This is a genomic window from Streptomyces sp. NPDC096046, from assembly GCF_040303285.1.
Classification (GTDB): domain Bacteria; phylum Actinomycetota; class Actinomycetes; order Streptomycetales; family Streptomycetaceae; genus Streptomyces.
Genome location: NZ_JBEOSZ010000050.1, coordinates 1 through 19,697, shown reverse-complemented (window position 1 = coordinate 19,697; position 19,697 = coordinate 1). Strand labels below are relative to the sequence as shown.

Sequence of the window (19,697 nt, the reverse complement as noted above, 5' to 3'; positions counted from 1 at the left end):
CCACCCTTCGAAGCAACCCCGCCCCACCCCCCGAGAGGCCCGTCACCGCCATCACCGCGATGGCGGTGACGGGCCTTTCCGGCATGCCCAGGCCGAGGGCCCGACAGCCACTCCCACCAACGCCGCAGCAGCAGCACACAGCCCCCCGAAGCCCTTCCCCGGATGGCGAAGCCGCCCGTCATCCCACCCGTGTACGCGGAAGACCACGGACGGGCGTGGCCAGGCCGATCCAGCCGCCCACGCTCCGAAGGGGGTCAAAGACACCGGGGACCGCACCCGCCCCCTCGCCGCGCAGCCCCGATACAGCCAGGACAGTCGGCGGCAGCACCCGAAACGCCACTCCCACGCCGAGCAGCACCAGCGCCGGCAGCACCGCGCCCGGGCAGCCGTCACCGGCCGCGAGCGAACTGGAGAGGCTCGCTGTGGAGTTGGCCAAGCAACTGCAGGAGCTTCAGGCCGAGCGGGAAGAGCTCGTGATCGCCGAGCGGGTCCGGAACCGGCCGGTCGAGCAGGACCGGGCCGCGGCGACGGCCACCGCGGCCATCGCCCCCACGCCCGCCCGCCCGGGAGGAGACCGGCACGGCGGAAGCCTGCCCACGGCCGGGCGAAGAAGCCCCGAGCCCCGCCGGCCGAGCCCGCCTACGAGGAAGGCTCAGGGCCGTCGTCGCCGAACTGCCGATGCCGGGATATCGAGCGGCAAGGACGTGCGCCCACGGCTCATCGATGCCGGCCAGACCCAGCACAGCGGCCACGTTGCCGAGCATTCCGGCGCCGAACCAGCGCCGCACGGCGCCATCGTCGCCCAGCAACTGCCGAATGCCGAATGCCGAATGCCGAATGCCGAACGGTACCGACGTGCTTGGCGCAGCACCGGCGCACGGCCTGCCCTACCAGCGGCTCGCCGACGGCACAGTTCGCGTGCATGAGGAAACACAGGATGTTCCGGTCCGCGACGAACGCGGTGTAGGCACCGCCTGCGGCACCCAACGCCGCCTCCGGCGTCAGCCCGGCCCCGCCCGATGCCGGTGGGTGCACGACCAGGGTTTCGGTCCTGACGACGGACACGTGATCGACCGCCGCCGCGAACAGTGCTTCCTCGTTCGGGTACAGGCGACAGAGATACGGCTGACAGATGCCGACCCCACTGAGCAATCTCGTGCGTCGTCCTACCCATAGAAACCCCCGTTTACGCGAAGCAGTCGACCACGGCGGCCACCTGCATGAGCACGCCTGACCTGGGTTTAGCATACGGGTCGTTCCGTATGGTAAAAAGAATAATGACAGTTGTGACTTCTCCTCGCGGACGTCCACGAGATGAGCGTGTCCATACGGCGATACTCAATGCCGCCGCCGCGCTCGTGGCCGAAACCGGATATGCCGCCATGTCCATCGGGGCGGTAGCCGCTCGGGCAGGCACCGGCAAGGACGCCATCTACCGGCGCTGGTCCGGCAAAGCCGAGTTGGTGTACGAGGCGGTCTTCGCCACGACAGAGTCGGCTCCCGTCCCGGATACCGGCAGCCTGACCGGCGACCTGACCGCACTGGCCGAGGACCTGGTGCAAGAGTTCACCACCCCGGCCGCCACCGCGGCCCTGCCCGGCCTGCTGGCTGACTTCGCCGCCAGCCCCGAGCTGCAGACCCGAATCCGCAGCCACTTCCTGGCCCCCGCAAAGGCCCGCCTGACGGAGGTGTTCGAGCGAGCCGCCCAGCGCGCAGAGGCAGACACCGCCGTCCCGGTCGACCTCGTACTCGACACGCTGGCCGGGGCCGTCTTCTTCCATGTCGGCCTCATCGGCACCCCAGCCAACCAAGACCTCGCTGCCCAACTGGCCACCCTGCTCGCGCGTGGAATCGAGACCCGATGAACGGCTGGTTCCTCGCCGCCGGCCTCACCAGTGCGGGTGTCGCTGCGATTCATGCCCGTGCCGGAGGCCGTGACGTCGTACGACCGCTGTTGGCCGGTAATCTGCCGGACGAACCGCGCCGAGTGCTGCACGCCGTCTGGCACATGGTCACGGCTGACTTGATCCTGGCGGCCGCCGCCTTGGTCGGCCTTGCCCTGTTCCGTCATCCTGGCGGGAACATGGTGGCCTGGTTGCTGGCCGCTCACTTCGTTGCCTACACGGCAGTCTTCCTGGCCATATCGCTGGCAGCCGATTGGTCCAAGCCGTGGCTGAGGTTGCCCCAGTGGTTGCTGCTCCTGCCCGTAGGAGCACTGACCGCTGTGGGAGCCCTGTGACCGTCGCCCCCCTGCTGCCTCTATAAGATTGCCGATCGGTGCACAGCTCGGCAGGCCAACGAGGACCCAGCGCGCACGTTGCGCACGAGTCACCGCCCTTGCTGAGCGGTGTTGGAGGGCGCAGGCACTCGCGGTGGGCGGCGCCGCAGGTCTCCACTGAGCGTTTTCAGCGTGGCCACTGACGGTGACGCCGGTCAGGTCGAGATGAGGGCCGCAACGCACAAAGCCCCCGTGCCGTTGAGGGAGGTGTTCGACGTCTCAACCCACCGGCACAGGAGACCTGTTGGTTCCCTGTCCTGCCGCACTCGACCTCCCTCACGCCCTGGTCGAGTGGGTCACCATGCTCATCGTCACCCGCGGGGGTGACCGACGGTGCGAACTCCCGCCGCACCAGCGTGCGCTCGTCGCTCTGGTGTACCTGCGCCGCCACGACACCCTCGCCCGGATCGCAGCCGGGTTCGGCATATCCGTCGGCACCGTCCACGCGTACGTCACCAGCGCGACCGGCCTGCTCGCCGAACGAGCCCCTGGCCTGCTCAGGACGCTGGGCGAGCACGATCCGGACTTCGTTGTCCTGGACGGCACTCTCGCCGAGTGCGACCGCGTCGGTGACAGCCGGGCGGATGACTCGGCCAAGCACCGCCGGCACGGCGTGAACGTCCAGGTCCTCACCGACCCGGCCGGCGAACTGCTGTGGATCTCGCCCGCCCTGCCGGGTCGCACCCACGATCTGACCGCAGCCCGCACCCATCGCATCATCCGGATCGGCGAACGCCAGGGTGTCCCTGTCCACGCCGACCGCGCCTACACCGGCGCCGGCCCCCGGGTCACCACCGGACTCAAACGGCCACCGGGCGGCGAGCTCACCCTCACCCAGCGCACCGTCAACCGGGCCCTGGCCGCAGCCCGGGCACCGGTCGAACGCGGCATGGCACGGCTGAAGTCCTGGCAGATCTTCCGCAGATCCCGCATCAGCCCGAACCGCATGACCGTCATCGCCAAAGCCGTCCTCACCCTGGAGAGGCAACGCTGAAAACGCTCACTGTCTGCCTTCTTGTTCCCAATCGTCGACGGCTTCTGAGGGTTCCTGTAACACGCCTCATGAAAACGCCTGCGCATCCGTGAACAGCTTCTGCGGTGATCGGCTGGTGCCTCCGCACGCCGGACCGCGTACCTGTCGAGCCCCGGGAGCGACGTGGTGAAGGAGTCGTCGACGAACTGGTCGAACGCGGCGTCAGTCGTCGTGTCAGTGACCGGCCGGGTCTCCTCGGTGAGCAGGGCCTTCTCGATCCGTTCCGCCCATGGCGGCGGGACGGGGCGGCGGGCCGAAGCCGACGCGGGGATAGACGCACGGGCCTGCACCGGGGCCAGGAGGACCGGAGGGTTGGAGCCGGGCTGGGGAGGCGGTACGGCAAGCCGAACGGCGGGCGGACGAAGCCGAGCGCACCCGCGAGGAGACCGCGCGCCGCCGGGCAGACGAGGAGCGGCTGCGCATCGCGCGGGAGCTGCACGACTCGCTCACCCACCAGATCTCGGTCATCAAGGTGCAGTCCGAGGTCGCCGTCCACGTGGCCCGGCGCCGCGGTGAGCAGGTGCCAGAAACCCTGCTCGCGATCCAGGAAGCCGGCCGGGAGGCAAGCCGGGAGCTGCGGGCGACCCTCGAGGCGCTGCGCGACGATGACACCACCCCGCCACACGGACTCGACCACATCCCCAACCTGGTGAAACGGTTCCAAGGGACCGGCCTGGAGACGACGCTGACGATCGAAGGACATCCGCACGCCGTGCCGGTCGCGGTGAGCCGTACCGCTTACCGGATCGTTCAGGAGTCGCTCACCAACGTCACCCGGCACGCCGCCGCCACCACTGCCTCAGTGCTCATCGACTACCGGCCGGACGCCCTCGCCATCCGCGTCGACGACAACGGAAAGGACACCTGGTACCCGGCGCCAACGCCCGGACTCGGACTGCTCGGCATGCGCGAACGCGTCACGGCCCTGGGCGGCCGCCTGCGCACCGAGCCGCGCAGCGCGGGCGGCTTCACCGTCCTGGCCGAACTCCCCACGAACGGGGCCTCATGATCCGGGTCCTGCTGGTCGATGACCAGCCGCTCATCCGCAGCGGCTTCCGCGCGCTGCTCGACCTCGAGGACGACATCGAGGTGGTGGCCGAGGCCGCCGACGGCCAAGAGGGCCTCGCGCTCGCCAAGGAGCGGCTGCCCGACGTCGCTCTCATCGACATCCAGATGCCCGTCATGGACGGCATCGAGGCGACCCGGCGCATCGCCGCGGACCCGGCCCTGGCCGACGTACACGTCGTCATGCTGACCAACTACGGCATGGACGAGTACGTCTTCGACGCGCTGCGCGCCGGCGCCGCCGGTTTCCTGGTCAAGGACATCCTGCCGGAGGACTTCCTGCACGCCGTACGCGTCGCCGCCCGCGGTGACGCCCTGCTCGCACCCGCCATCACTCGCAAGCTCATCGACCGGTACGTCGCCCAGCCCGCCGCCCTCCCGCATCGGCGGCGGGCTGGAGAAACTGACCAGCCGCGAACGCGAGGCGGTCGCCTTGGCCGCACACGGTCTGTCCAACGACGAGATCGCCGACCGCCTGGTCATCAGCCCGGCGACCGCCAAGACCCACATCAACCGGGCCATGGCCAAGCTCCACGCCCGCGACCGCGCCCAGCTCGTGGTCATCGCCTACGAATCCGGCCTGGTGACTCCGCGCCGCTCCTGACCCCCGCACACCGTGGAGCGTGCCAGTACGCTACGGCGCCTCGTGGCCCAAAACCTCAGGGACCAGCTCCCTCAGTGCCCGTCGGTCCTCCTCCAGAGCCTGCTTCCCGGCCTCGGTCGCCTTGTAGACGCGGCGGGTACGGCCATCGGCCGCCCGCTGCTTGGAGACCAGCCATCCGTCCGCCTCCAGTCGGTGCAGCGTCGGGTGCAGGGTGCCGGGGCTGCTCCGGTAGCCGTGGGAGGTCTGCTCCTCGGTCGTCCGCGCGCCGTGGATCCCCTCCTCTCGGCCGCGTGACGCAGGATGCGCGGCCGCACCGCGCCGCACTGAAACTCCCGCACCTTGGCCACCGCCGACAGCGATGGAACCGATATCGGCTTCCGATCCTGGCTGTCCAGGCACACGATCCGGGCCCGCCGTGAGCCGTGGCATGCTGCGCCAACCGCTCCTGCCCCGCTGCACGCTGTAGCCGCTCCCCACCGCCGACACCGGCAACTGGTCGCCCGTTGGGAGCGGTGGCCGGCCGCCCGCGACGATCTCCGCAGGGCCGCTGTCACCGACCCGGCTTCGATGACAGACAGGCCAACTTCGATGTCAGAGGACAGCGGCGCAGAGCTCGGAGACGGTGGTTCGGCTTCCTGGCCGATCAGATGATCCGCCGCGGCGCACACAAGAGCGTCCAGATCTTTGAGGCCGACATCCGCCGCTGGGTCGAGAACTGGAACGAGTACCCCAAGCCGTTCGTCTGGTCCAAGACCGCTGAAGAGATCCTCGGCTCCCTCGCCCGCTTCGGCCGACGGATCTCTGGCGCTGGACACTAGAGGCGCTGAAGGACCCTCATTCCGAGTGAACCGGGAAGTCCCGCCCCGAGTCCGGCACCGGCCCCGGGGCGTTGTGCGTCGCGGCTACCGCCGCGCCGGGCCGGCCATGGTCCGCGTTGTGCATGTTTGCCCGGGGATCGCGGTGGAAGAGTTGACCCCGACGACCGGCCGGCCGAGTCGCCGGCGGGAAGGCCGGTTTCCTCGATGCCCTGAACAGAACGGGAGGCCGCCGTTGCGCCTCTACGCGCAGACACCCGCACGCCGGAACCGCCAGGTGCTCGTGGACCTGATCGCCGTGGTCCTGATCGCCCTCACGGTGTGGGCGGCATTCTTCGTCCGCGACATGATCATGCTGCTGGCTGAGCCGGGGCGGAAGGTCGAAAGCTCCGGAGACGACCTCGCCGAGGATCTCGGCAACGCCGGGGAAGCGGCGTCGGACGTACCGTTCATCGGCGACGTCCTGAAGAGGCCGCTCCAGTCCGCAGCCGACGCCAGTACCGGCTTTGCCGACGCCGGCGCATCGTTCCAGCAGACCGTCACCCAGGTCGCCGACGTGACGACCGCAGCCATCATCGTCGTCCTCGTGCTCCTCATCCTGGTTCTGTGGCTCCCCCCGCGCCTGCTCTGGATTCGCCGCAGCATGATCGTCCGCCGCCTTGCCGACGCGCCGGGCGGCGCCGACCTGCTCGCCCTGCGCGCTCTCACCGGCCCGCCGGCCGCCCTCGTCGAGCTGCCCATCCCGCCCGGCGGATTCGCCGACGCCTGGCGCCGGGGTGACCAGGAGGTCATCGCCACCCTCAGCGCGGTCACCCTCGCACACACCGGCCTGCGTCCCTGACGCACGCCTGCCACGGCGGGGGACGGCCGACGGACGGATACAGACCCGGGCACCAGAGGTGCGTCGGGGTTCGCCCAGCGGCTGATGTCCGCACCGGTATGGGCGAAGCGGTTGTCCAGGATGATGAGACCGGAGCGCCGTCGGGCCGGGCGGCCCGGATCGACTTAGGCCCCTTCTGATGAATCTCCGTGGGAGACGGAGCGGCGTTCAGTGCGTGCTCTGGGGGTCCCCCCTGCTCGAAGAGCTTGGGGGAGTGCCGCGGGGAAGCCCTCGTAGCGGAGCTACCTGGGCTTTCGCGCGGTGCGGCGGTGGGGCCCCTCCCGTTCGAGCGAAACCGAGAGCGGGGGAGCGTGCATGGGCGTCGCGACGCCGCGGAGATCCATCAGAAGGGGCCTGATCCAAGCGCGGAGCAGGGTGTTGGCGGTGCCCTTGCGGCGGCGGTTGACGCCTCGCAGCGGTCGTCGCCGACGGAGTAGCAGCCGCGGAAGTAGGTGACGCCGTGGGTGCGACGGTAGATCGCCGGAAGGCGGTCGGGCTTGCCCTGCTTGGCCCAGGAACCTGCAGTGGGGCGGATGCCCAGGGGCCCGAACTCGTCGAAGGCGAAGACCCGGTCCGCGAAGTGCTCCAGCACGTTCTCGATGCGGTAGAGCTGGCGTCGCGTTCGGGATCGGGCGACTCCTTCCAGGTCTTCGTGCGCTGGAAGGTGATCCCGCGGCGCCGGAGCAGGCACCGTAACGCTTCCCGGCCGATCTGTATGACCCGCCCGTGTACTTTCCGCGGGTAGGCGGCGAGTTTGCGGATCGACCAGCGGGTGAAGGGCTGGCCGAGCTTGGCCGGGCGGGTGGTGGCCGTGTGGATGATGAAGTCCTCGTCGTCATCGCTGAGCAGGCGGGGACGGCCTCCCATCCACTGAGGGTCCAGGCAGGCCAGGCCGATCTCGTTGAACCGGTGGATCACCTCCCGCACCGTGTCCTCGTCGGCCTGGACCGGCTGCGCGATTACCGGGACCCGGTTCCCGCCGGCCGAGGTCAGCAGCATCATCGCGTGTCGGTAGCGCACCGAGCCGGTACCGCCCCGGCGCACGACCTGCTGCAGCTTCTGTCCTCCCCCTCCCGTCATCTTCTTCGCGGTCCTGCAAGAGGGCCGCTGGCCTCCGGGCCCGGCATGACTGGGTCCCCCTGTCGAACGAATGACCTGGGGGGGGTGTCACCGGGCCCGAGGGGTGCCGTCGGAGACGCTGATCAGAGGCCCGACCACCGCCTGGCCGGGCGCCATGCCCAGCCGTCCGTCGGCGGCAGGTCTGCATAACGTGGACGCGCGTGAACGGCCCCGACACCGAGGCCGGCATCGCATCGAGACACGTGGGGGCACGGTGATCGACATTGACGCAGTGGGCGTCTTCCTCGGCCTGGACGACGCCGGTGGCGTCGGTATCACTCCCATCCTCCCGATGGTGGAGGCCGCCGAGGCCGCGGGGGCCGACTGGCGCCTGCTCTACGGCGGGGGCACGTAGCTCGATGGTGTTCCTGGACCGCCTCGCCCCGCACGGGGACCGGGTACTCGTCCGTCCGCGGGACGAGTACGGCCTGCTGGACCTCGCGGCCCATCTCGGCGTTCCCGAGGAGGGAACGCTGGTGCACGCCTGCGGTCCCGAGCCGGTGCAGGAGGTGCGGGAACACTGCGGGGCCTGGCCTCCCGGACGCTGGGCGTGGAACGGTTCGCCCCCGTGCCGACGGCCACGACCGGCCAGGCCGAGGCCTTCGAGGTGGAGCTCGCCCGAGCCGTACTCACCCTCACCGTGCCGGCGGACCACTCGATCCCCGAAACCGTGGAGCGGGCCGGTGGCTCGGTCGACTTCTCCTGCCGGGAAGGCACGTGCGGCACCTGCGAGACCGACGTACTCGACGGCAAGCCCGACCACCGCGACTCGCTGCTGACCGAGGACGAGCGGGCCGCGGCGACACCATGCTCATCTGCGTCTCCCGCTCGTGCGGGACTCGCCTCGTCCTGGATCTGTGACGGTGATCACTCCGGGCAATTTACTAGGACGTCCTAGTATCTCTTCTGTCGGCGGTACCTCCGCCCCGTCCGGGAAGGCCCCCATGAGTGATCTGCACCGGCCCGTGCATCCCGTCCGCCTGGTCACGGCTTCGGCTCTGTTCGACGGGCACGACGCGTCGATCAACATCATGCGGCGCATCTTCCAGTCCCAGGGCGCGGAGGTGATCCACCTCGGACACAACCGGTCGGTGCGGGAGGTCGTGGACGCCGCTCTGGAGGAGGACGCGCACGGCGTCGCCGTCTCGTCGTACCAGGGCGGGCACGTGGAGTACTTCGAGTACCTGGTCGATTCGCTGCGTGAGCGGGGAGCCGACCACATCCGTGTGGTGGGCGGCGGAGGCGGCGTCATCGTGCCCGAGGAAATCGCCCGGCTGCGCGGCAGCGGGGTGACCATCTTCTCGCCCGAGGACGGGCAGCGGATGGGCCTGGCCGGAATGGTCAACTCGGTTGTCCGGGACTGCGACTTCGACCTCTGGGACGGCAAGCCGGCCGACGCGTCCGCCGTGCTCGCCGGTGACCGGTTCGCGATCGCCCGCGCCATCACCGGCGCGGAACTGGGCAAGCTGTCCCCGGCTCTCCTGGAGCGGCTGCGGGCCGCCGCCGCGGCACGGGCCGTGCCGGTGCTCGGCATCACCGGCACGGGCGGCTCGGGCAAGTCGTCACTGACGGACGAGCTGGTGCGCCGCTTCCGCCTCGACCAGCAGGACAAGCTGCGGATCGCCGTGATCGCGGTCGACCCGACCCGCCGCCGCGGCGGCGGGGCACTGCTCGGTGACCGGATCCGCATGAACTCCCTGGACGGCAGCCGGGTCTTCTTCCGCAGCCTGGCCACCCGTGGCAGTCGCGAGCTGCCCGAGCACCTGACCGACGTCATCGACGTGGTCAAGGCCGCCGGGTTCGACCTGGTGATCGTGGAGACGCCGGGCATCGGTCAGGGCGACGCGGCGATCGTGCCGTTCGTCGACACCTCGCTGTATGTGATGACACCGGAGTTCGGTGCCGCCTCGCAGCTGGAGAAGATCGACATGCTCGACTTCGCCGACGTCGTGGCGATCAACAAGTTCGAGCGGCGCGGCGCCCAGGACGCGCTGCGCGACGTGGGGCGTCAACTGGTCCGCAACCGCGAGGCGTTCGGCATGCGGCCCGAGGACATGCCGGTGTACGGCACGTCGGCGGCGACGTTCAACGACGACGGTGTCACCGCGCTCTACCAGCACCTGAAGACGGGCCTGGCGGAGCAGGGCCTGCCGCTGTCCGAGGGCGCGCTGGCACCGGTCGCGGTACGCCACTCCTCCGGTATCCGGCAGGTGGTCCCCGCGGGCCGGGTGCGCTACCTCGCCGAGATCACCGACACGGTCCGCGCCTACCACGCCGAGACCGCGCGACTGGCCGAGGCGGCCAGGCGCGTGCAGCGACTGGAGGCGGTCAGGGACGAACTCGCCGGGGCCGGCTGCGACGCGGCGAACGTGCAGTCGCTCCTCGACGAGGCCCGCGGGCAGCTCCCGCACCGGATCGCGGAACAGATCGGGAACTGGCCCGCCGTCATCGCCTCCTACTCCGGAGACGAACAGGTGGTGAAGGTCCGGGACCGGGAGATCCGCACCAGGCTGACCCGCGAGTCCCTGTCCGGCCACAAGGTCCCGCGCGTCGCCCTGCCCCGATTCACCGACCACGGCGAGCTCGTGCGGTTCTGGCGCGGAGAGAACCTGCCCGGCTACTTCCCCTTCACGGCGGGGGTGTTCCCCTTCAAGCGCGACGGCGAGGACCCGGCGCGCATGTTCGCCGGTGAGGGCGATCCCTTCCGCACGAACCGGCGCTTCAAGCTGCTCTCCGAAGACCAGCCGGCCACCCGCCTGTCCACCGCCTTCGACTCGGTCACCCTCTACGGCCGCGACCCCGACGAACGCCCCGACATCTACGGCAAGGTCGGCACGTCCGGGGTGTCGGTGGCAACGCTCGCGGACATGAAGGCCCTCTACGACGGCTTCGACCTGACCTCACCCACGACCTCCGTCTCCATGACCATCAACGGACCCGCCCCGACGATCCTGGCGTTCTTCCTCAACACCGCCATCGACCAGCAGACGGAGAAGTTCCGAGCCGCCGAGGGGCGTGACCCGTCGCCCGAGGAGGCGGCCGAGCTGCGGGCCCGCGCGCTCGCGAGCGTGCGCGGCACGGTGCAGGCCGACATCCTCAAGGAGGACCAGGGACAGAACACGTGTCTGTTCTCCACCGAGTTCTCCCTGCGGATGATGGCGGACATCCAGGAGTGGTTCATCGCCCACAAGGTCCGCAACTTCTACTCCGTGTCCATATCCGGCTACCACATCGCCGAAGCCGGCGCGAACCCCATCAGCCAGCTCGCCTTCACCCTCGCCAACGGCTTCACCTACGTCGAGGCCTACCTCGCCCGCGGCATGCACATCGATGACTTCGCCCCGAACCTGTCGTTCTTCTTCTCCAACGGCATGGACCCCGAGTACTCCGTCCTCGGCCGGGTCGCCCGCCGGGTCTGGGCCGTCGCGATGAGGGAGAAGTACGGAGCCAGCGAACGCAGTCAGAAGCTGAAGTACCACGTCCAGACCTCCGGCCGCTCCCTGCACGCCCAGGAGATGGACTTCAACGACATCCGCACCACCCTCCAGGCCCTCACGGCCATCTACGACAACGCGAACTCGCTGCACACCAACGCCTACGACGAGGCCGTCACCACCCCGTCCGAGGAGTCGGTGCGTCGGGCGCTGGCGATCCAGCTGGTCATCAACCGCGAGTGGGGCCTGGCCATGAATGAGAACCCCTTCCAGGGATCGTTCATCATCGACGAACTCACGGACCTGGTGGAGGAGGCCGTGCTCCGGGAGTTCGAACGGATCAGCGAGCGCGGTGGCGTGCTGGGCGCGATGGAGACCGGCTACCAGCGGGGCCGCATCCAGGACGAGTCGATGCTGTACGAGCAGCGCAAGCACGACGGCTCCCTGCCCATCATCGGCGTCAACACCTTCCTGCGCCCCGGGGGCGACAGCCGGCCTCAGGAGCTGGAACTCGCCCGGGCCACGGAGGAGGAGAAGCAGTCCCAGCTGGAGCGCGTGCGCCACTTCCACACCGGCCACCGCGACCGGGCCCACGACGCCCTGACCGCTCTCAAGAACGCGGCGACGAACGGCGACAACATTTTCGCCGTCCTCATGGACGCGACCCGGGTCTGCTCCCTCCAGCAGATCACCGAGGCCTTCTTCGAGGTGGGCGGCCAGTACCGCCGCAACGTCTGACCCAGTCCCACCGTCCCGGAAGCCACCCCGCAGCGACTCACCAGACAGGACCTCAGGTGGATCCCGTCACTCGTCTCGGCGTGGTCACGGACGGGTAGGTGACCCGGACGTGCGCCGCCCGGGTTCGTACGGTCACGGAAAGCGGCGCGAACCAGGCGCGGATGTGTCGGGGATCGCCCCAGCGGGTCGGGGCCGGGGTGGTCTGCGGCCGGTCCAGGTGCCGGGTGACGGTCGGGGCGATCCGGCCCATCACCCCGTCGGGTGTCCAGGAGGCGACAGCCACGATTCCTCCGGGGCGGCAGACCCGGACCAGTTCGGCGGCGGCCCGGCGGGCGTCGGGGACGAACATCACGCCGAAGGTGGACAGCACGGCGTCGAAGGTGCCGGCCGCGAAGGGCAGTTGGAGCGCGTCCCCGACGAGGAAGCGGGCCGTCGTGGCGAGCCCCGCCCGCCGGGCGCGTTCTCCGGCCGTCCGCAGCAGTCCGGGCTCACGGTCCAGACCGACGGTCGCGGCCCCGGCGCGGGCGGCGGCGAGCGCCGCGGGTCCGGTGCCGGTGGCCACGTCGAGCACCCGGCATGTGCGTCCCGTCGCGGTACGGCCGAGTTCGGCGAGGGCTGTGGCGGTCACGTCGTCCGCGGCGTGGGCCCAGGCGTCGCCGGCGGCGGTGTAGTCGCCGCCGCTCCAGCCGCCGGTCATCGGTAGGGATCCCCGTGGGGCGGGTGCAGTATCACGCCGTGCTCGGCGGCCAGCGTCTCCGGCAACCCGGACAGGCCCGGCAACTGTTCGATGTGGTGCACCCCGGTCGGCCGAGTCCCGACGAGCAGTTCACGGGTGACGTACGCGGCGACCAGACCGGTGATCCTGCTCTGTCCTCGTCCGGTGAGAGCCCAGGCCGCGTGGCGGTCGCCGCGCCGGGCGTCGGCGCGGATCGCGAAGCCGTCGTCACCGACGTGAACCCGCCGGAAGGCGCCGGTCAGCAACCCCCGGACGCGCGGGCGGCGGGCGGCACTCAGCAGCCCGGTGCGGCGGGCGGCGAAGAGCGCGGCGGTCAGCGGCCGGGAGTCCAGGCACAGCCGGGTGGTCACCTTGGGGACGCCGAGCGTACGCCGCAGGGTGTGCTGGTCGGAGAAGGGGAAGGAGTGGGTCGTCCGGGTGCCGTACCCGGGAAGTGCCGTGCGTCGTGGGCGGGCGGTGACCGGCTCGGCCAGTCCCTCCACCGTCCAGCGGACCGCGTCCCCGCCGTGCCGCTCGCCGGAGCCCAGTAGCAGTGTGAGGTCCAGGCGTTCGGCGGCGCCGACCGCCTCGTGGGCGCGGCGGGCGAGCAGGTTCGTCAGACCGGGCGCGACACCGACACTGAGCACAGCCGAGGCACCGGCGGCCACGGCCACCTCGTGCAGATCCGCCACGGCATCCAGCAGCCGGGGCGTGGCGCCGACGTCGACCAGGTGGATACCGCGTTCCAGGCAGATCCGCGCGATTCCGGCGTCCGGAGGCTCGACGCACAGCACCACCACGGCCACGTCGCCGAGCTCGTCCAGTGCCTGCGCGAACCTCTCGGGATCGGCTACGTCGACCCGCACCCCGCCCAGTCGGCGGGCCCTCACCTCGTCGCGCCCGCCGGGCACGACGAGGCCCGGGGACCACTCGGCGAGCGTGGCGGTCACGACCGCGCCGACGGCTCCGTAGCCGCCGACGACCAGGATCCGCCCGGCGGGGACCCCACCGGATTTCACTGTAGTCATACTCCAATCACTAACACTGTAGTCTCACTACAGTCAAAGCCCGCCGACCGAGGAGGCACCGTGGCCGCGCCCCTGACCCGCGCCGAGAAGGCCCGCCGCACCCGACAGCGGATGCTCGACGCCGCCGCCGGGCTGTTCACCGAACGCGGATGGGCCGGTACCACCGTGGAGGACATCGCCCGTTCCGCCGAAGTCGGCGTGCAGACCGTGTACTTCACGTTCAAGAACAAGCGCGCCCTGCTCAAGGAACTGCTCGACACCGCGATCGCCGGCGACCTCGACCCCGTCGCGACCCTCCAACGCCCCTGGGCGCGCGAGGTCCTCGACGCGCCCGACCCCGCCACCCAACTCGCTCTCCAGGCCGCAGGTGCCCGCCGCATCCTCCAGCGCGCCGCCCCGGTCCTGGAGGTCGTGCACGGCGCGGCCGCCGCCGACCCCGAGGTCGCCGCGCTGTGGCAGGCCAACCAGGAGCAGCGCCATACCGTCCAGCTCCGCTTCGCCGAGGCGCTGACGGCCAAGACCGGCGGCGCGCTGCGCGACGGCCACGACGCCTCCTCGGCCGCCGACATCGCCCTGGCGGTCCTCGGACCTGAGACGTACGGCCTGCTGGTCACCGGCCGGGGCTGGTCCCCGGCGCGCTGGGAGCGGTGGGCGACGGACGCGCTCGTACGCCAGTTGCTCCCGTGAGGGTCGACGCCCCCTGCCGCACCACACCCTCAGCCCGTCGAACCGGGGCCCGTCCCCCTCCCGGACCGGCAGCCAGGGTCCGCTGTACAGATCGGCGGCGGCTTGCACCGGTACGACCACGTCCAGCGGGGTGTGGTCGCCGAGCACCGTCCAGGCGCTGCGCTGCATCCGTGACCACGCCGATCAAGTCCTGACCGTGCAATCGGTCGTCGACCACGCACCCCTGTCGCGCCGTGCCCTCGAGTACCGCTTCAGCACCGTCCTCGGCCGCACCCTTCACAGCGAGATCGTCCGCGTACGGATGGGCGCGTGTCGCCGCTCTCCTCACCTCGACCGACTTGCCTCTGGCGCGGATCGCCGAGCGCCTGGGCTTCCCGCATCACCGACCACGGCAGCGAACGGGTCAGCACAACCATCTCGGGCCGTTCCCTGATCGCCGTTCTGATCAGCCTGTACAACGTCACGCACACCGCTGACGAAGGCGACGGCAACTGGGAACTGTCCACCACCCTCTACCAGCGCATCCATCACCCAGCTGACCGCCCTGGCTCCGGACGGGGACCCTGTCACCATCACCCTGGACGACCGATCACACACCGGCCCCGACGACGCGACGACGCCACTCGCCTCGCCACCGACGCACCCGACGACCGGCCCGAAGCCACCGACGGCGACCATCCGCCGCCCTGCTGGAAACGGCAGCCGTCCCGGACCAGCGCAGCGCAGTGCTGCCCGCTGGACAAACGCCGTCACGTGGTTGAGCCGGGATGCATCAGCTGACCGTTGTGCTCGATGGACTTCTCGACGTGTCAGGCGAAGCGGGTTGACGTCGGAGAGCAGCCCGCGCGCCAGCGGTGGCGGGGCCTGGTCACCGTCCGGCGCGGTCACCTGTGCGCCAACCGATGAGGCACTGCGGGCCCCGCCGGAATCCGGCGAGGCCCGCAGACGTCTGCTGCTGTGATCAGGGGGTGAGATCCAGTACACGGACCGGCTCGCCCGCCCACCGCTGCGGGGCGGTGGTCGCGATGATCGCGCCGCCGGGACGGTCCGGGGTGGGCTGCGCCGCGTACTGGCTGTGCGCTGCGGCCCAGGTCTTCTGCCGCGCGACGGCCAGGGCGGCGGCCAAGTCCAGATCGAGGACGGTGATGCCGGGCAGGGAAGCCAGGTGTTCGGCCGTGCCGGGCCGGCCGCGATCGGCTTCCACCAACGCGCAGGCCGGGGCGTATAGGAACCAGCCCGATTCGGCGTGGGCGCGGTGGATCAGACGGGAAGCGAGGACGTTGCCCTGGCCGGCCGCGGCCATCGCGGTGTCGTCCAGGACGATGTGCACAGCGTCGCTCACCGGCTGGTCACCTGGGCCAGGCGCCGGTCCAGCTCACTGTCCAGGTCCTGCTGCTCTGCAGCGGTCGGCGCGTAGCCGTTCCACTCCTTCAACGCGGCCAGGGCCTTCTCCGCCCGCTCGGCACGCTCGGCCGGAGTCAGCAGCGTCTCAGCGAGACGGGCGAGATATGCGCGCAGCGACAGCCCTTCAGCGGCAGCTATAGCGGCCAGCCGCTCCTTGGCTTCCTCGGGGATACGGACGTTGGCATCGGACATTGTCGTACTCCTTCCCACCCCAAAGGATACGGGTACGTACCCGTACCCGCATGTGACTGTTTTCAGCCACGACCCTGCTGTGTAGCCGAATCCAGTGCCATGCTGTGCCAGCGGTGGTCCTCCAACCCCCGTGGAGCCCGATCATGAACCAGAAAGGCCGCCGCGCCAAGCTCACCACCGACAAACTCGCCGCGCTCGCCGCGCTACCTAGCCTTCGGCTTTTTGATGATTTCCGTTATTTCCCTGGCATCGCTAGCTTGGAGTGAGCGTCGGCCGAAGCCACGTGCAAGCGCTGGGTGAAAGGCCCGTGGGTGGTGCGCGTTCACGCGCGGACCCGACCGCACGGCTCGTTCCCTGGCGGCCTCAGCATCGGAGAACGAGCCGTTGTCAATCCCCTCGCAGCGTGGACACGATCTATGCGGCCAGTCCCTCGGCGAGGGTGGCCCGGTACTCGCGTTCATAGTCGATCGGGCTTTTGAACCCGCACACGCTGTGTAGCCGCCTGGTGTTGTAGAAGTCGGTGATCCAGGTGGCGATCTTGATGCGTGCCTCGGTGCGGGTGCGGAAGGTGTGCCGGTGGACGTACTCGACCTTGAGCACGCTGTTGAACGCCTCGCTCACGGCGTTGTCGAAGCAAGATCCGACTCTGCCCATGGACTGCATCACGCCCAGCCTGCGGCAGGCCCTCTTGAACTTCCGGGAGCAGTATTCGGCGAGTTCAACCGGTCGTTGCAACACCGGGCTGCTGTAGTGAGCGTAGCTGCTCATCGAAGACCTCGGCCGGGGTCTTCCAGCCGGGGATCTTGCGGGGTCGGTTATTGATCGCCAGGGCGACGGCTTCGAGGTCCTCGGCGGACCACCGGGACAGGTCGGTGCCCTTCGGGAAGTACTGACGCAGCAGCCCGTTCGTGTTCTCGTTCGTGGGTCGCTGCCAGGGCGAGTGCGGATCGGCGAAGAACACCTTCGTCCCGGTCTCGAGCGTGAACTGGGCATGCCCGGAGAGTTCCTTCCCGCGGTCCCAGGTCAGTGTCTTGCGGAGCTGCTCGGGTAGCTTCGTCATCGACACCGTCAGGGCAGTGTTCATCGCGACGGCGCCGTAACCGCCCAACGCCGGGCCGTTCTTCACGGGCGGCACCTCGCCCCAGCCCTCCATCCTCGGCAGATGCACCAGGAGGGTGGATCGGCTGCTGCGCTCGACGAGCGTGCCGATCGCGGACCGGCCCGTCCCGATGATCAGATCGCCTTCCCAATGCCCCGGGACCGCGCGGTCTGCGGCCTCTGCAGGACGTTCACTGAGGACGACATCCGCGGTGACATGCCCTTGCGGTTTGTTCCGTGACCTCGACCGAGGCTCTCGAAGCGCCCGCCCGGTGCGCAGGCAGGCGACCAGCTCACGCTTGAGCGCACCACAGTCCTCGATGAACAGCGACTTCCCCGGCGGTGAAGTCCCGGCGGACGAAGTCCGGGGCGGCCGGCCGCCTGCCCGGCCTGGTCAGCGACCGGCGCCGCTTGACCTTCCGGCCCGCCAGCCCGAGCTCGGCCATCAGCTTCACGACGGTGTTCACCGACACCCGCCAGCCCCGGCGCACCAGCTCGATGAACACCTTCGGCGAGCCGTAAGTGCCCCCGGAGCAGCGGAAGATCTCCTCGATGTCCTCCGCCAGGTGCTGTCGGCGCTTCTCCCGCTCGGTGGGCGGGCGGTCGCGCCATTTGTAGTACCACGACTCCGATACCCCCAGAGCCCGGCAGGCGACGCGGTGCGGTATGCCCTCCTCGGCCTTGCATCTGCTGATCACCACGACCGCCACGGCCGGGTCCGCCTCAGCTACTTCACCCACAAGGCCACGAATCGCTTGCACACATCACGCTCCATCTCCAGCTCGCGGATGCACTTGTCCTTCTCCCTGGCCTCGGCCCGCAGCCGCTCCAGCTCGGCCCGCTCACTCTCCCGCATCCGGCCACCAGAGGGCTCGGCAGCCGGCCGGTCCGACGACGGTGACCCGTTGCGCCGGGCCCGTGAGACCCAGCTGTGCAGCGTCCCGGGATGGATGCCCAGATCCTCGGCCACCTCCGGAATCGGCTTCCCGGTCTCCGTCACGATCCGCACCGCCCCCTCACGGAACTCGGCGTCGTAGATGCGCTTCCTGGATGCCATGACCCCCAACTATCCCTCCGGTCACGGTCTCCACAGTAGGAGGGGAGGTGCATTCATGACGATGCCGGACACCGTGGACACGGACGCCGCCCGGCATTTGACCACCAGGGAAGGCTGGCGCGCGTCCGCCTCGCAGCGGCCCTCGACGCCCGCGCTGCTGAGCGAGGACGAATACGGGGCCCTGTCCGGCGCCGAGCTGGACCGCTACAACGAAGACCGGCTGGACCATCACGCCCGTCTGCTGGTGGTGGCGACCTCCACGGTGCGGCACACGGTCACCAGCGGTCGCCGGCTGATCCTGCTGAACCGGCACGCGGTCAGCGCCCGCCGCGGACTGATCATCTCCGGCCCGGCCGGAACCGGGAAAACCATCGCGATCACCCAGCTCGGTCTCGCCCACGAACTCCAGGACCGGGCAAGGCATCCGGACGTCGACGACCGCATCCCCGTCGTCTATATCACCGTCCCGCCGGCTGCGACCCCTCGCATGATCGCGGCCGAGTTCGCCCGCTTCCTGGGCCTGCCCACGACCCGCCGGTTCAACATCACCGACATCATCGACTCGGTCGTCGGCGTCTGCACCAAGGCCCGCACCGGCCTGGTCCTGGTCGACTTTACCGACCGCCCGTAGCCCTGCCCGTGATGTCCGTCTGGGACTGTGACCAGCACGTCCTGGGCTTGTTTACCGACCGTGTCCGGGACGTCAGTCATGTTCTGGAGTCGGTACGGAGGACGAGTGGTACGGCACGTGGTGGTCGGGGACTTGAGGGTCCAGCGGATCGAGCGGAAGGACGGGCGGCGGTCGTGGACGATCGTGTGGCCCGAGGGGACGGTCCACACGGAGGCGGACCGGTTCCTGCGTCTCCATGATGATTCGGGAACGCAGAGGACGTACGCGTATCTGCTGGTGGACCATCTGCGGTGGCTGGAGCGGGAGTGCCTGGCCTTCGGTACGGTCCAACTGCGGGACCTTGAGCGGTACATGAGCATAGTGGGTGCTGAGGTCCGCATGCCGCTCGGCGAACCGTGGCGGGTCGGCAAGCGCCCGTATGGACGGTCCGCGCTCTCGACAGCGGCGGCCTGTCTGAAGGGCTTCTACCTGCACCAGTCCTCCCTCGGCGTGAACGGGGAGCTCGGCAAGAGACTCGACACGACCCGGCTTCCGTCGCGGGTGGACCGGCGCCGTTCCTTCCTCGGGCATGTGAAGTCCTCGCTGGCCGCCAATCCGCTCGCGCCCTCGGGGCCGCACCGTCGGCATCCGAAGATGCTCCCGGACGGCGCGAGGGAGAAGCTGCTGGCCACGGTGAACGCGGCTCGTGACCGGCTGGTGGTGACGTGGCTCGCGGACGGCGGGCTTCGGATCGGCGAACTCTGCGGCCTGCACCTGGTCGACCTGCACCTGCGCGAGAACGCGGCCTGCGGCGATTGCCGCACCCCGCACCTGCACGTCTGCCACCGTCTTCCGGCGGTCGACCGGCGACGGGCCGGTGTCGGCGCCCCCTTTTTCGCGCGGATGTGGGAGCCGTCCACGCACGCCCTGGACCAGTCGA

19 protein-coding genes and 6 pseudogenes are annotated in these 19,697 nt (G+C 70.0%); 14 read left to right on the top strand and 11 right to left on the bottom strand.

Annotation, left to right across the window (positions count from 1 at the left end; translation table 11 throughout):
• Positions 1-389 precede the first annotated feature (389 nt).
• Complete coding sequence (locus ABTX62_RS31400) at positions 390-788, bottom strand: hypothetical protein (protein WP_352119339.1); 399 nt, start codon at positions 786-788, stop codon at positions 390-392.
• A 432-nt stretch (positions 789-1,220) separates the two neighbouring features.
• Between ABTX62_RS31400 and ABTX62_RS31395 the strand changes: the two genes are divergently transcribed.
• The 5 genes and pseudogenes from ABTX62_RS31395 to ABTX62_RS31375 all read left to right on the top strand — a co-directional run bounded on the left by ABTX62_RS31395 (position 1,221) and on the right by ABTX62_RS31375 (position 4,980).
• Positions 1,221-1,865: a TetR/AcrR family transcriptional regulator gene (locus ABTX62_RS31395; RefSeq protein WP_502998045.1), complete on the top strand. Its 645-nt coding sequence runs from the start codon at positions 1,221-1,223 to the stop codon at positions 1,863-1,865.
• The gene (locus tag ABTX62_RS31390) at positions 1,862-2,239 is read left to right on the top strand and encodes a hypothetical protein (protein WP_352119338.1); all 378 of its coding nucleotides are present in this window, start codon (positions 1,862-1,864) and stop codon (positions 2,237-2,239) included. The genes ABTX62_RS31395 and ABTX62_RS31390 overlap by 4 nt, the downstream gene beginning before the upstream one ends.
• A gap of 283 nt (positions 2,240-2,522) precedes the next feature.
• Positions 2,523-3,272: a transposase family protein gene (locus ABTX62_RS31385; protein ID WP_352119337.1), complete on the top strand. Its 750-nt coding sequence runs from the start codon at positions 2,523-2,525 to the stop codon at positions 3,270-3,272.
• A 361-nt stretch (positions 3,273-3,633) separates the two neighbouring features.
• A pseudogene (locus ABTX62_RS31380) lies at positions 3,634-4,320 on the top strand (sensor histidine kinase); the annotation flags it as partial.
• Positions 4,317-4,980, top strand: a pseudogene (locus ABTX62_RS31375) (response regulator). The pseudogenes ABTX62_RS31380 and ABTX62_RS31375, both read left to right, overlap by 4 nt.
• A 30-nt stretch (positions 4,981-5,010) precedes the next feature.
• Here ABTX62_RS31375 and ABTX62_RS31370 read toward each other — a convergent pair.
• Positions 5,011-5,304 (bottom strand): PadR family transcriptional regulator, encoded by a 294-nt coding sequence (locus ABTX62_RS31370; RefSeq protein WP_352119336.1) that lies wholly within the window; start codon positions 5,302-5,304, stop codon positions 5,011-5,013.
• 323 nt (positions 5,305-5,627) lie between these two features.
• Between ABTX62_RS31370 and ABTX62_RS31365 the strand changes: the two genes are divergently transcribed.
• Both ABTX62_RS31365 and ABTX62_RS31360 read left to right on the top strand, forming a co-directional pair.
• The gene (locus tag ABTX62_RS31365; protein WP_352119335.1) at positions 5,628-5,798 is read left to right on the top strand and encodes a hypothetical protein; all 171 of its coding nucleotides are present in this window, start codon (positions 5,628-5,630) and stop codon (positions 5,796-5,798) included.
• Between the two features lie 232 nt (positions 5,799-6,030).
• Positions 6,031-6,636 (top strand): hypothetical protein, encoded by a 606-nt coding sequence (locus ABTX62_RS31360; protein WP_352119334.1) that lies wholly within the window; start codon positions 6,031-6,033, stop codon positions 6,634-6,636.
• 410 nt (positions 6,637-7,046) lie between these two features.
• On the opposite strand, the pseudogene ABTX62_RS31355 reads toward ABTX62_RS31360, so the two are convergent.
• Positions 7,047-7,755 (bottom strand): annotated as a pseudogene (locus ABTX62_RS31355) (helix-turn-helix domain-containing protein); the annotation flags it as partial.
• A gap of 253 nt (positions 7,756-8,008) precedes the next feature.
• Here ABTX62_RS31355 and ABTX62_RS38005 point away from each other — a divergent pair.
• The 3 genes from ABTX62_RS38005 (at position 8,009) to icmF (ending at position 11,966) form a co-directional block, all read left to right on the top strand.
• Positions 8,009-8,149, top strand: coding sequence for a hypothetical protein (locus ABTX62_RS38005; RefSeq protein WP_502998044.1), 141 nt, complete (start codon positions 8,009-8,011; stop codon positions 8,147-8,149).
• A gap of 195 nt (positions 8,150-8,344) precedes the next feature.
• On the top strand, positions 8,345-8,692 hold the full coding sequence (locus tag ABTX62_RS38000) for a 2Fe-2S iron-sulfur cluster-binding protein (RefSeq protein WP_502998043.1): 348 nt from the start codon (positions 8,345-8,347) through the stop codon (positions 8,690-8,692).
• A gap of 46 nt (positions 8,693-8,738) precedes the next feature.
• On the top strand, positions 8,739-11,966 hold the full coding sequence (gene icmF, locus ABTX62_RS31345) for a fused isobutyryl-CoA mutase/GTPase IcmF (protein WP_352119333.1): 3,228 nt from the start codon (positions 8,739-8,741) through the stop codon (positions 11,964-11,966).
• Positions 11,967-12,018: 52 nt separating this feature from the next.
• Here the strand turns inward: icmF and ABTX62_RS31340 are convergent, their stop codons facing one another.
• Together ABTX62_RS31340 and ABTX62_RS31335 are read right to left on the bottom strand one after the other, a co-directional pair.
• A complete protein-coding gene (locus tag ABTX62_RS31340) occupies positions 12,019-12,663 on the bottom strand; it encodes a class I SAM-dependent methyltransferase (protein ID WP_352119332.1) in 645 nt (214 codons plus the stop codon).
• The gene (locus tag ABTX62_RS31335) at positions 12,660-13,709 is read right to left on the bottom strand and encodes a saccharopine dehydrogenase NADP-binding domain-containing protein (RefSeq protein WP_352119331.1); all 1,050 of its coding nucleotides are present in this window, start codon (positions 13,707-13,709) and stop codon (positions 12,660-12,662) included. The genes ABTX62_RS31340 and ABTX62_RS31335 overlap by 4 nt, the downstream gene beginning before the upstream one ends.
• A 60-nt stretch (positions 13,710-13,769) precedes the next feature.
• Between ABTX62_RS31335 and ABTX62_RS31330 the strand changes: the two genes are divergently transcribed.
• Positions 13,770-14,396, top strand: a complete 627-nt coding sequence (locus ABTX62_RS31330; RefSeq protein WP_352119330.1) for a TetR/AcrR family transcriptional regulator — start codon at positions 13,770-13,772, stop codon at positions 14,394-14,396.
• Positions 14,397-15,357: 961 nt separating this feature from the next.
• Here the strand turns inward: ABTX62_RS31330 and ABTX62_RS31325 are convergent.
• Both ABTX62_RS31325 and ABTX62_RS31320 read right to left on the bottom strand, forming a co-directional pair.
• Entirely contained in the window at positions 15,358-15,738 is a 381-nt protein-coding gene (locus ABTX62_RS31325; RefSeq protein WP_352119329.1) for a PIN domain-containing protein, read from the bottom strand.
• Positions 15,735-15,992: a hypothetical protein gene (locus ABTX62_RS31320; RefSeq protein ID WP_352119328.1), complete on the bottom strand. Its 258-nt coding sequence runs from the start codon at positions 15,990-15,992 to the stop codon at positions 15,735-15,737. Before ABTX62_RS31320 ends, ABTX62_RS31325 begins: the two co-directional genes overlap by 4 nt.
• Positions 15,993-16,135: 143 nt before the next feature.
• Between ABTX62_RS31320 and ABTX62_RS31315 the strand changes: the two genes are divergently transcribed.
• Positions 16,136-16,258, top strand: a complete 123-nt coding sequence (locus ABTX62_RS31315) for a hypothetical protein (protein WP_352119327.1) — start codon at positions 16,136-16,138, stop codon at positions 16,256-16,258.
• Positions 16,259-16,406: 148 nt separating this feature from the next.
• On the opposite strand, the gene ABTX62_RS31310 is transcribed toward ABTX62_RS31315, so the two are convergent.
• From ABTX62_RS31310 to ABTX62_RS31295, 4 genes and pseudogenes are all read right to left on the bottom strand, one after another.
• Positions 16,407-16,655: an integrase core domain-containing protein gene (locus ABTX62_RS31310; RefSeq protein WP_352119326.1), complete on the bottom strand. Its 249-nt coding sequence runs from the start codon at positions 16,653-16,655 to the stop codon at positions 16,407-16,409.
• A 55-nt stretch (positions 16,656-16,710) separates the two neighbouring features.
• Positions 16,711-17,424, bottom strand: a pseudogene (locus ABTX62_RS31305) (IS30 family transposase); the annotation flags it as partial.
• Entirely contained in the window at positions 17,384-17,788 is a 405-nt protein-coding gene (locus ABTX62_RS31300) for an IS3 family transposase (RefSeq protein WP_352119368.1), read from the bottom strand. The pseudogene ABTX62_RS31305 and the gene ABTX62_RS31300, both read right to left, overlap by 41 nt.
• Before the next feature lie 29 nt (positions 17,789-17,817).
• A complete protein-coding gene (locus tag ABTX62_RS31295; RefSeq protein WP_352119325.1) occupies positions 17,818-18,147 on the bottom strand; it encodes a transposase in 330 nt (109 codons plus the stop codon).
• A 55-nt stretch (positions 18,148-18,202) separates the two neighbouring features.
• On the opposite strand from ABTX62_RS31295, the pseudogene ABTX62_RS31290 reads away from it, so the two are divergent.
• A pseudogene (locus ABTX62_RS31290) lies at positions 18,203-18,760 on the top strand (AAA family ATPase); the annotation flags it as partial.
• Positions 18,761-19,129: 369 nt separating this feature from the next.
• Positions 19,130-19,697, top strand: a pseudogene (locus ABTX62_RS31285) (tyrosine-type recombinase/integrase); the annotation flags it as partial.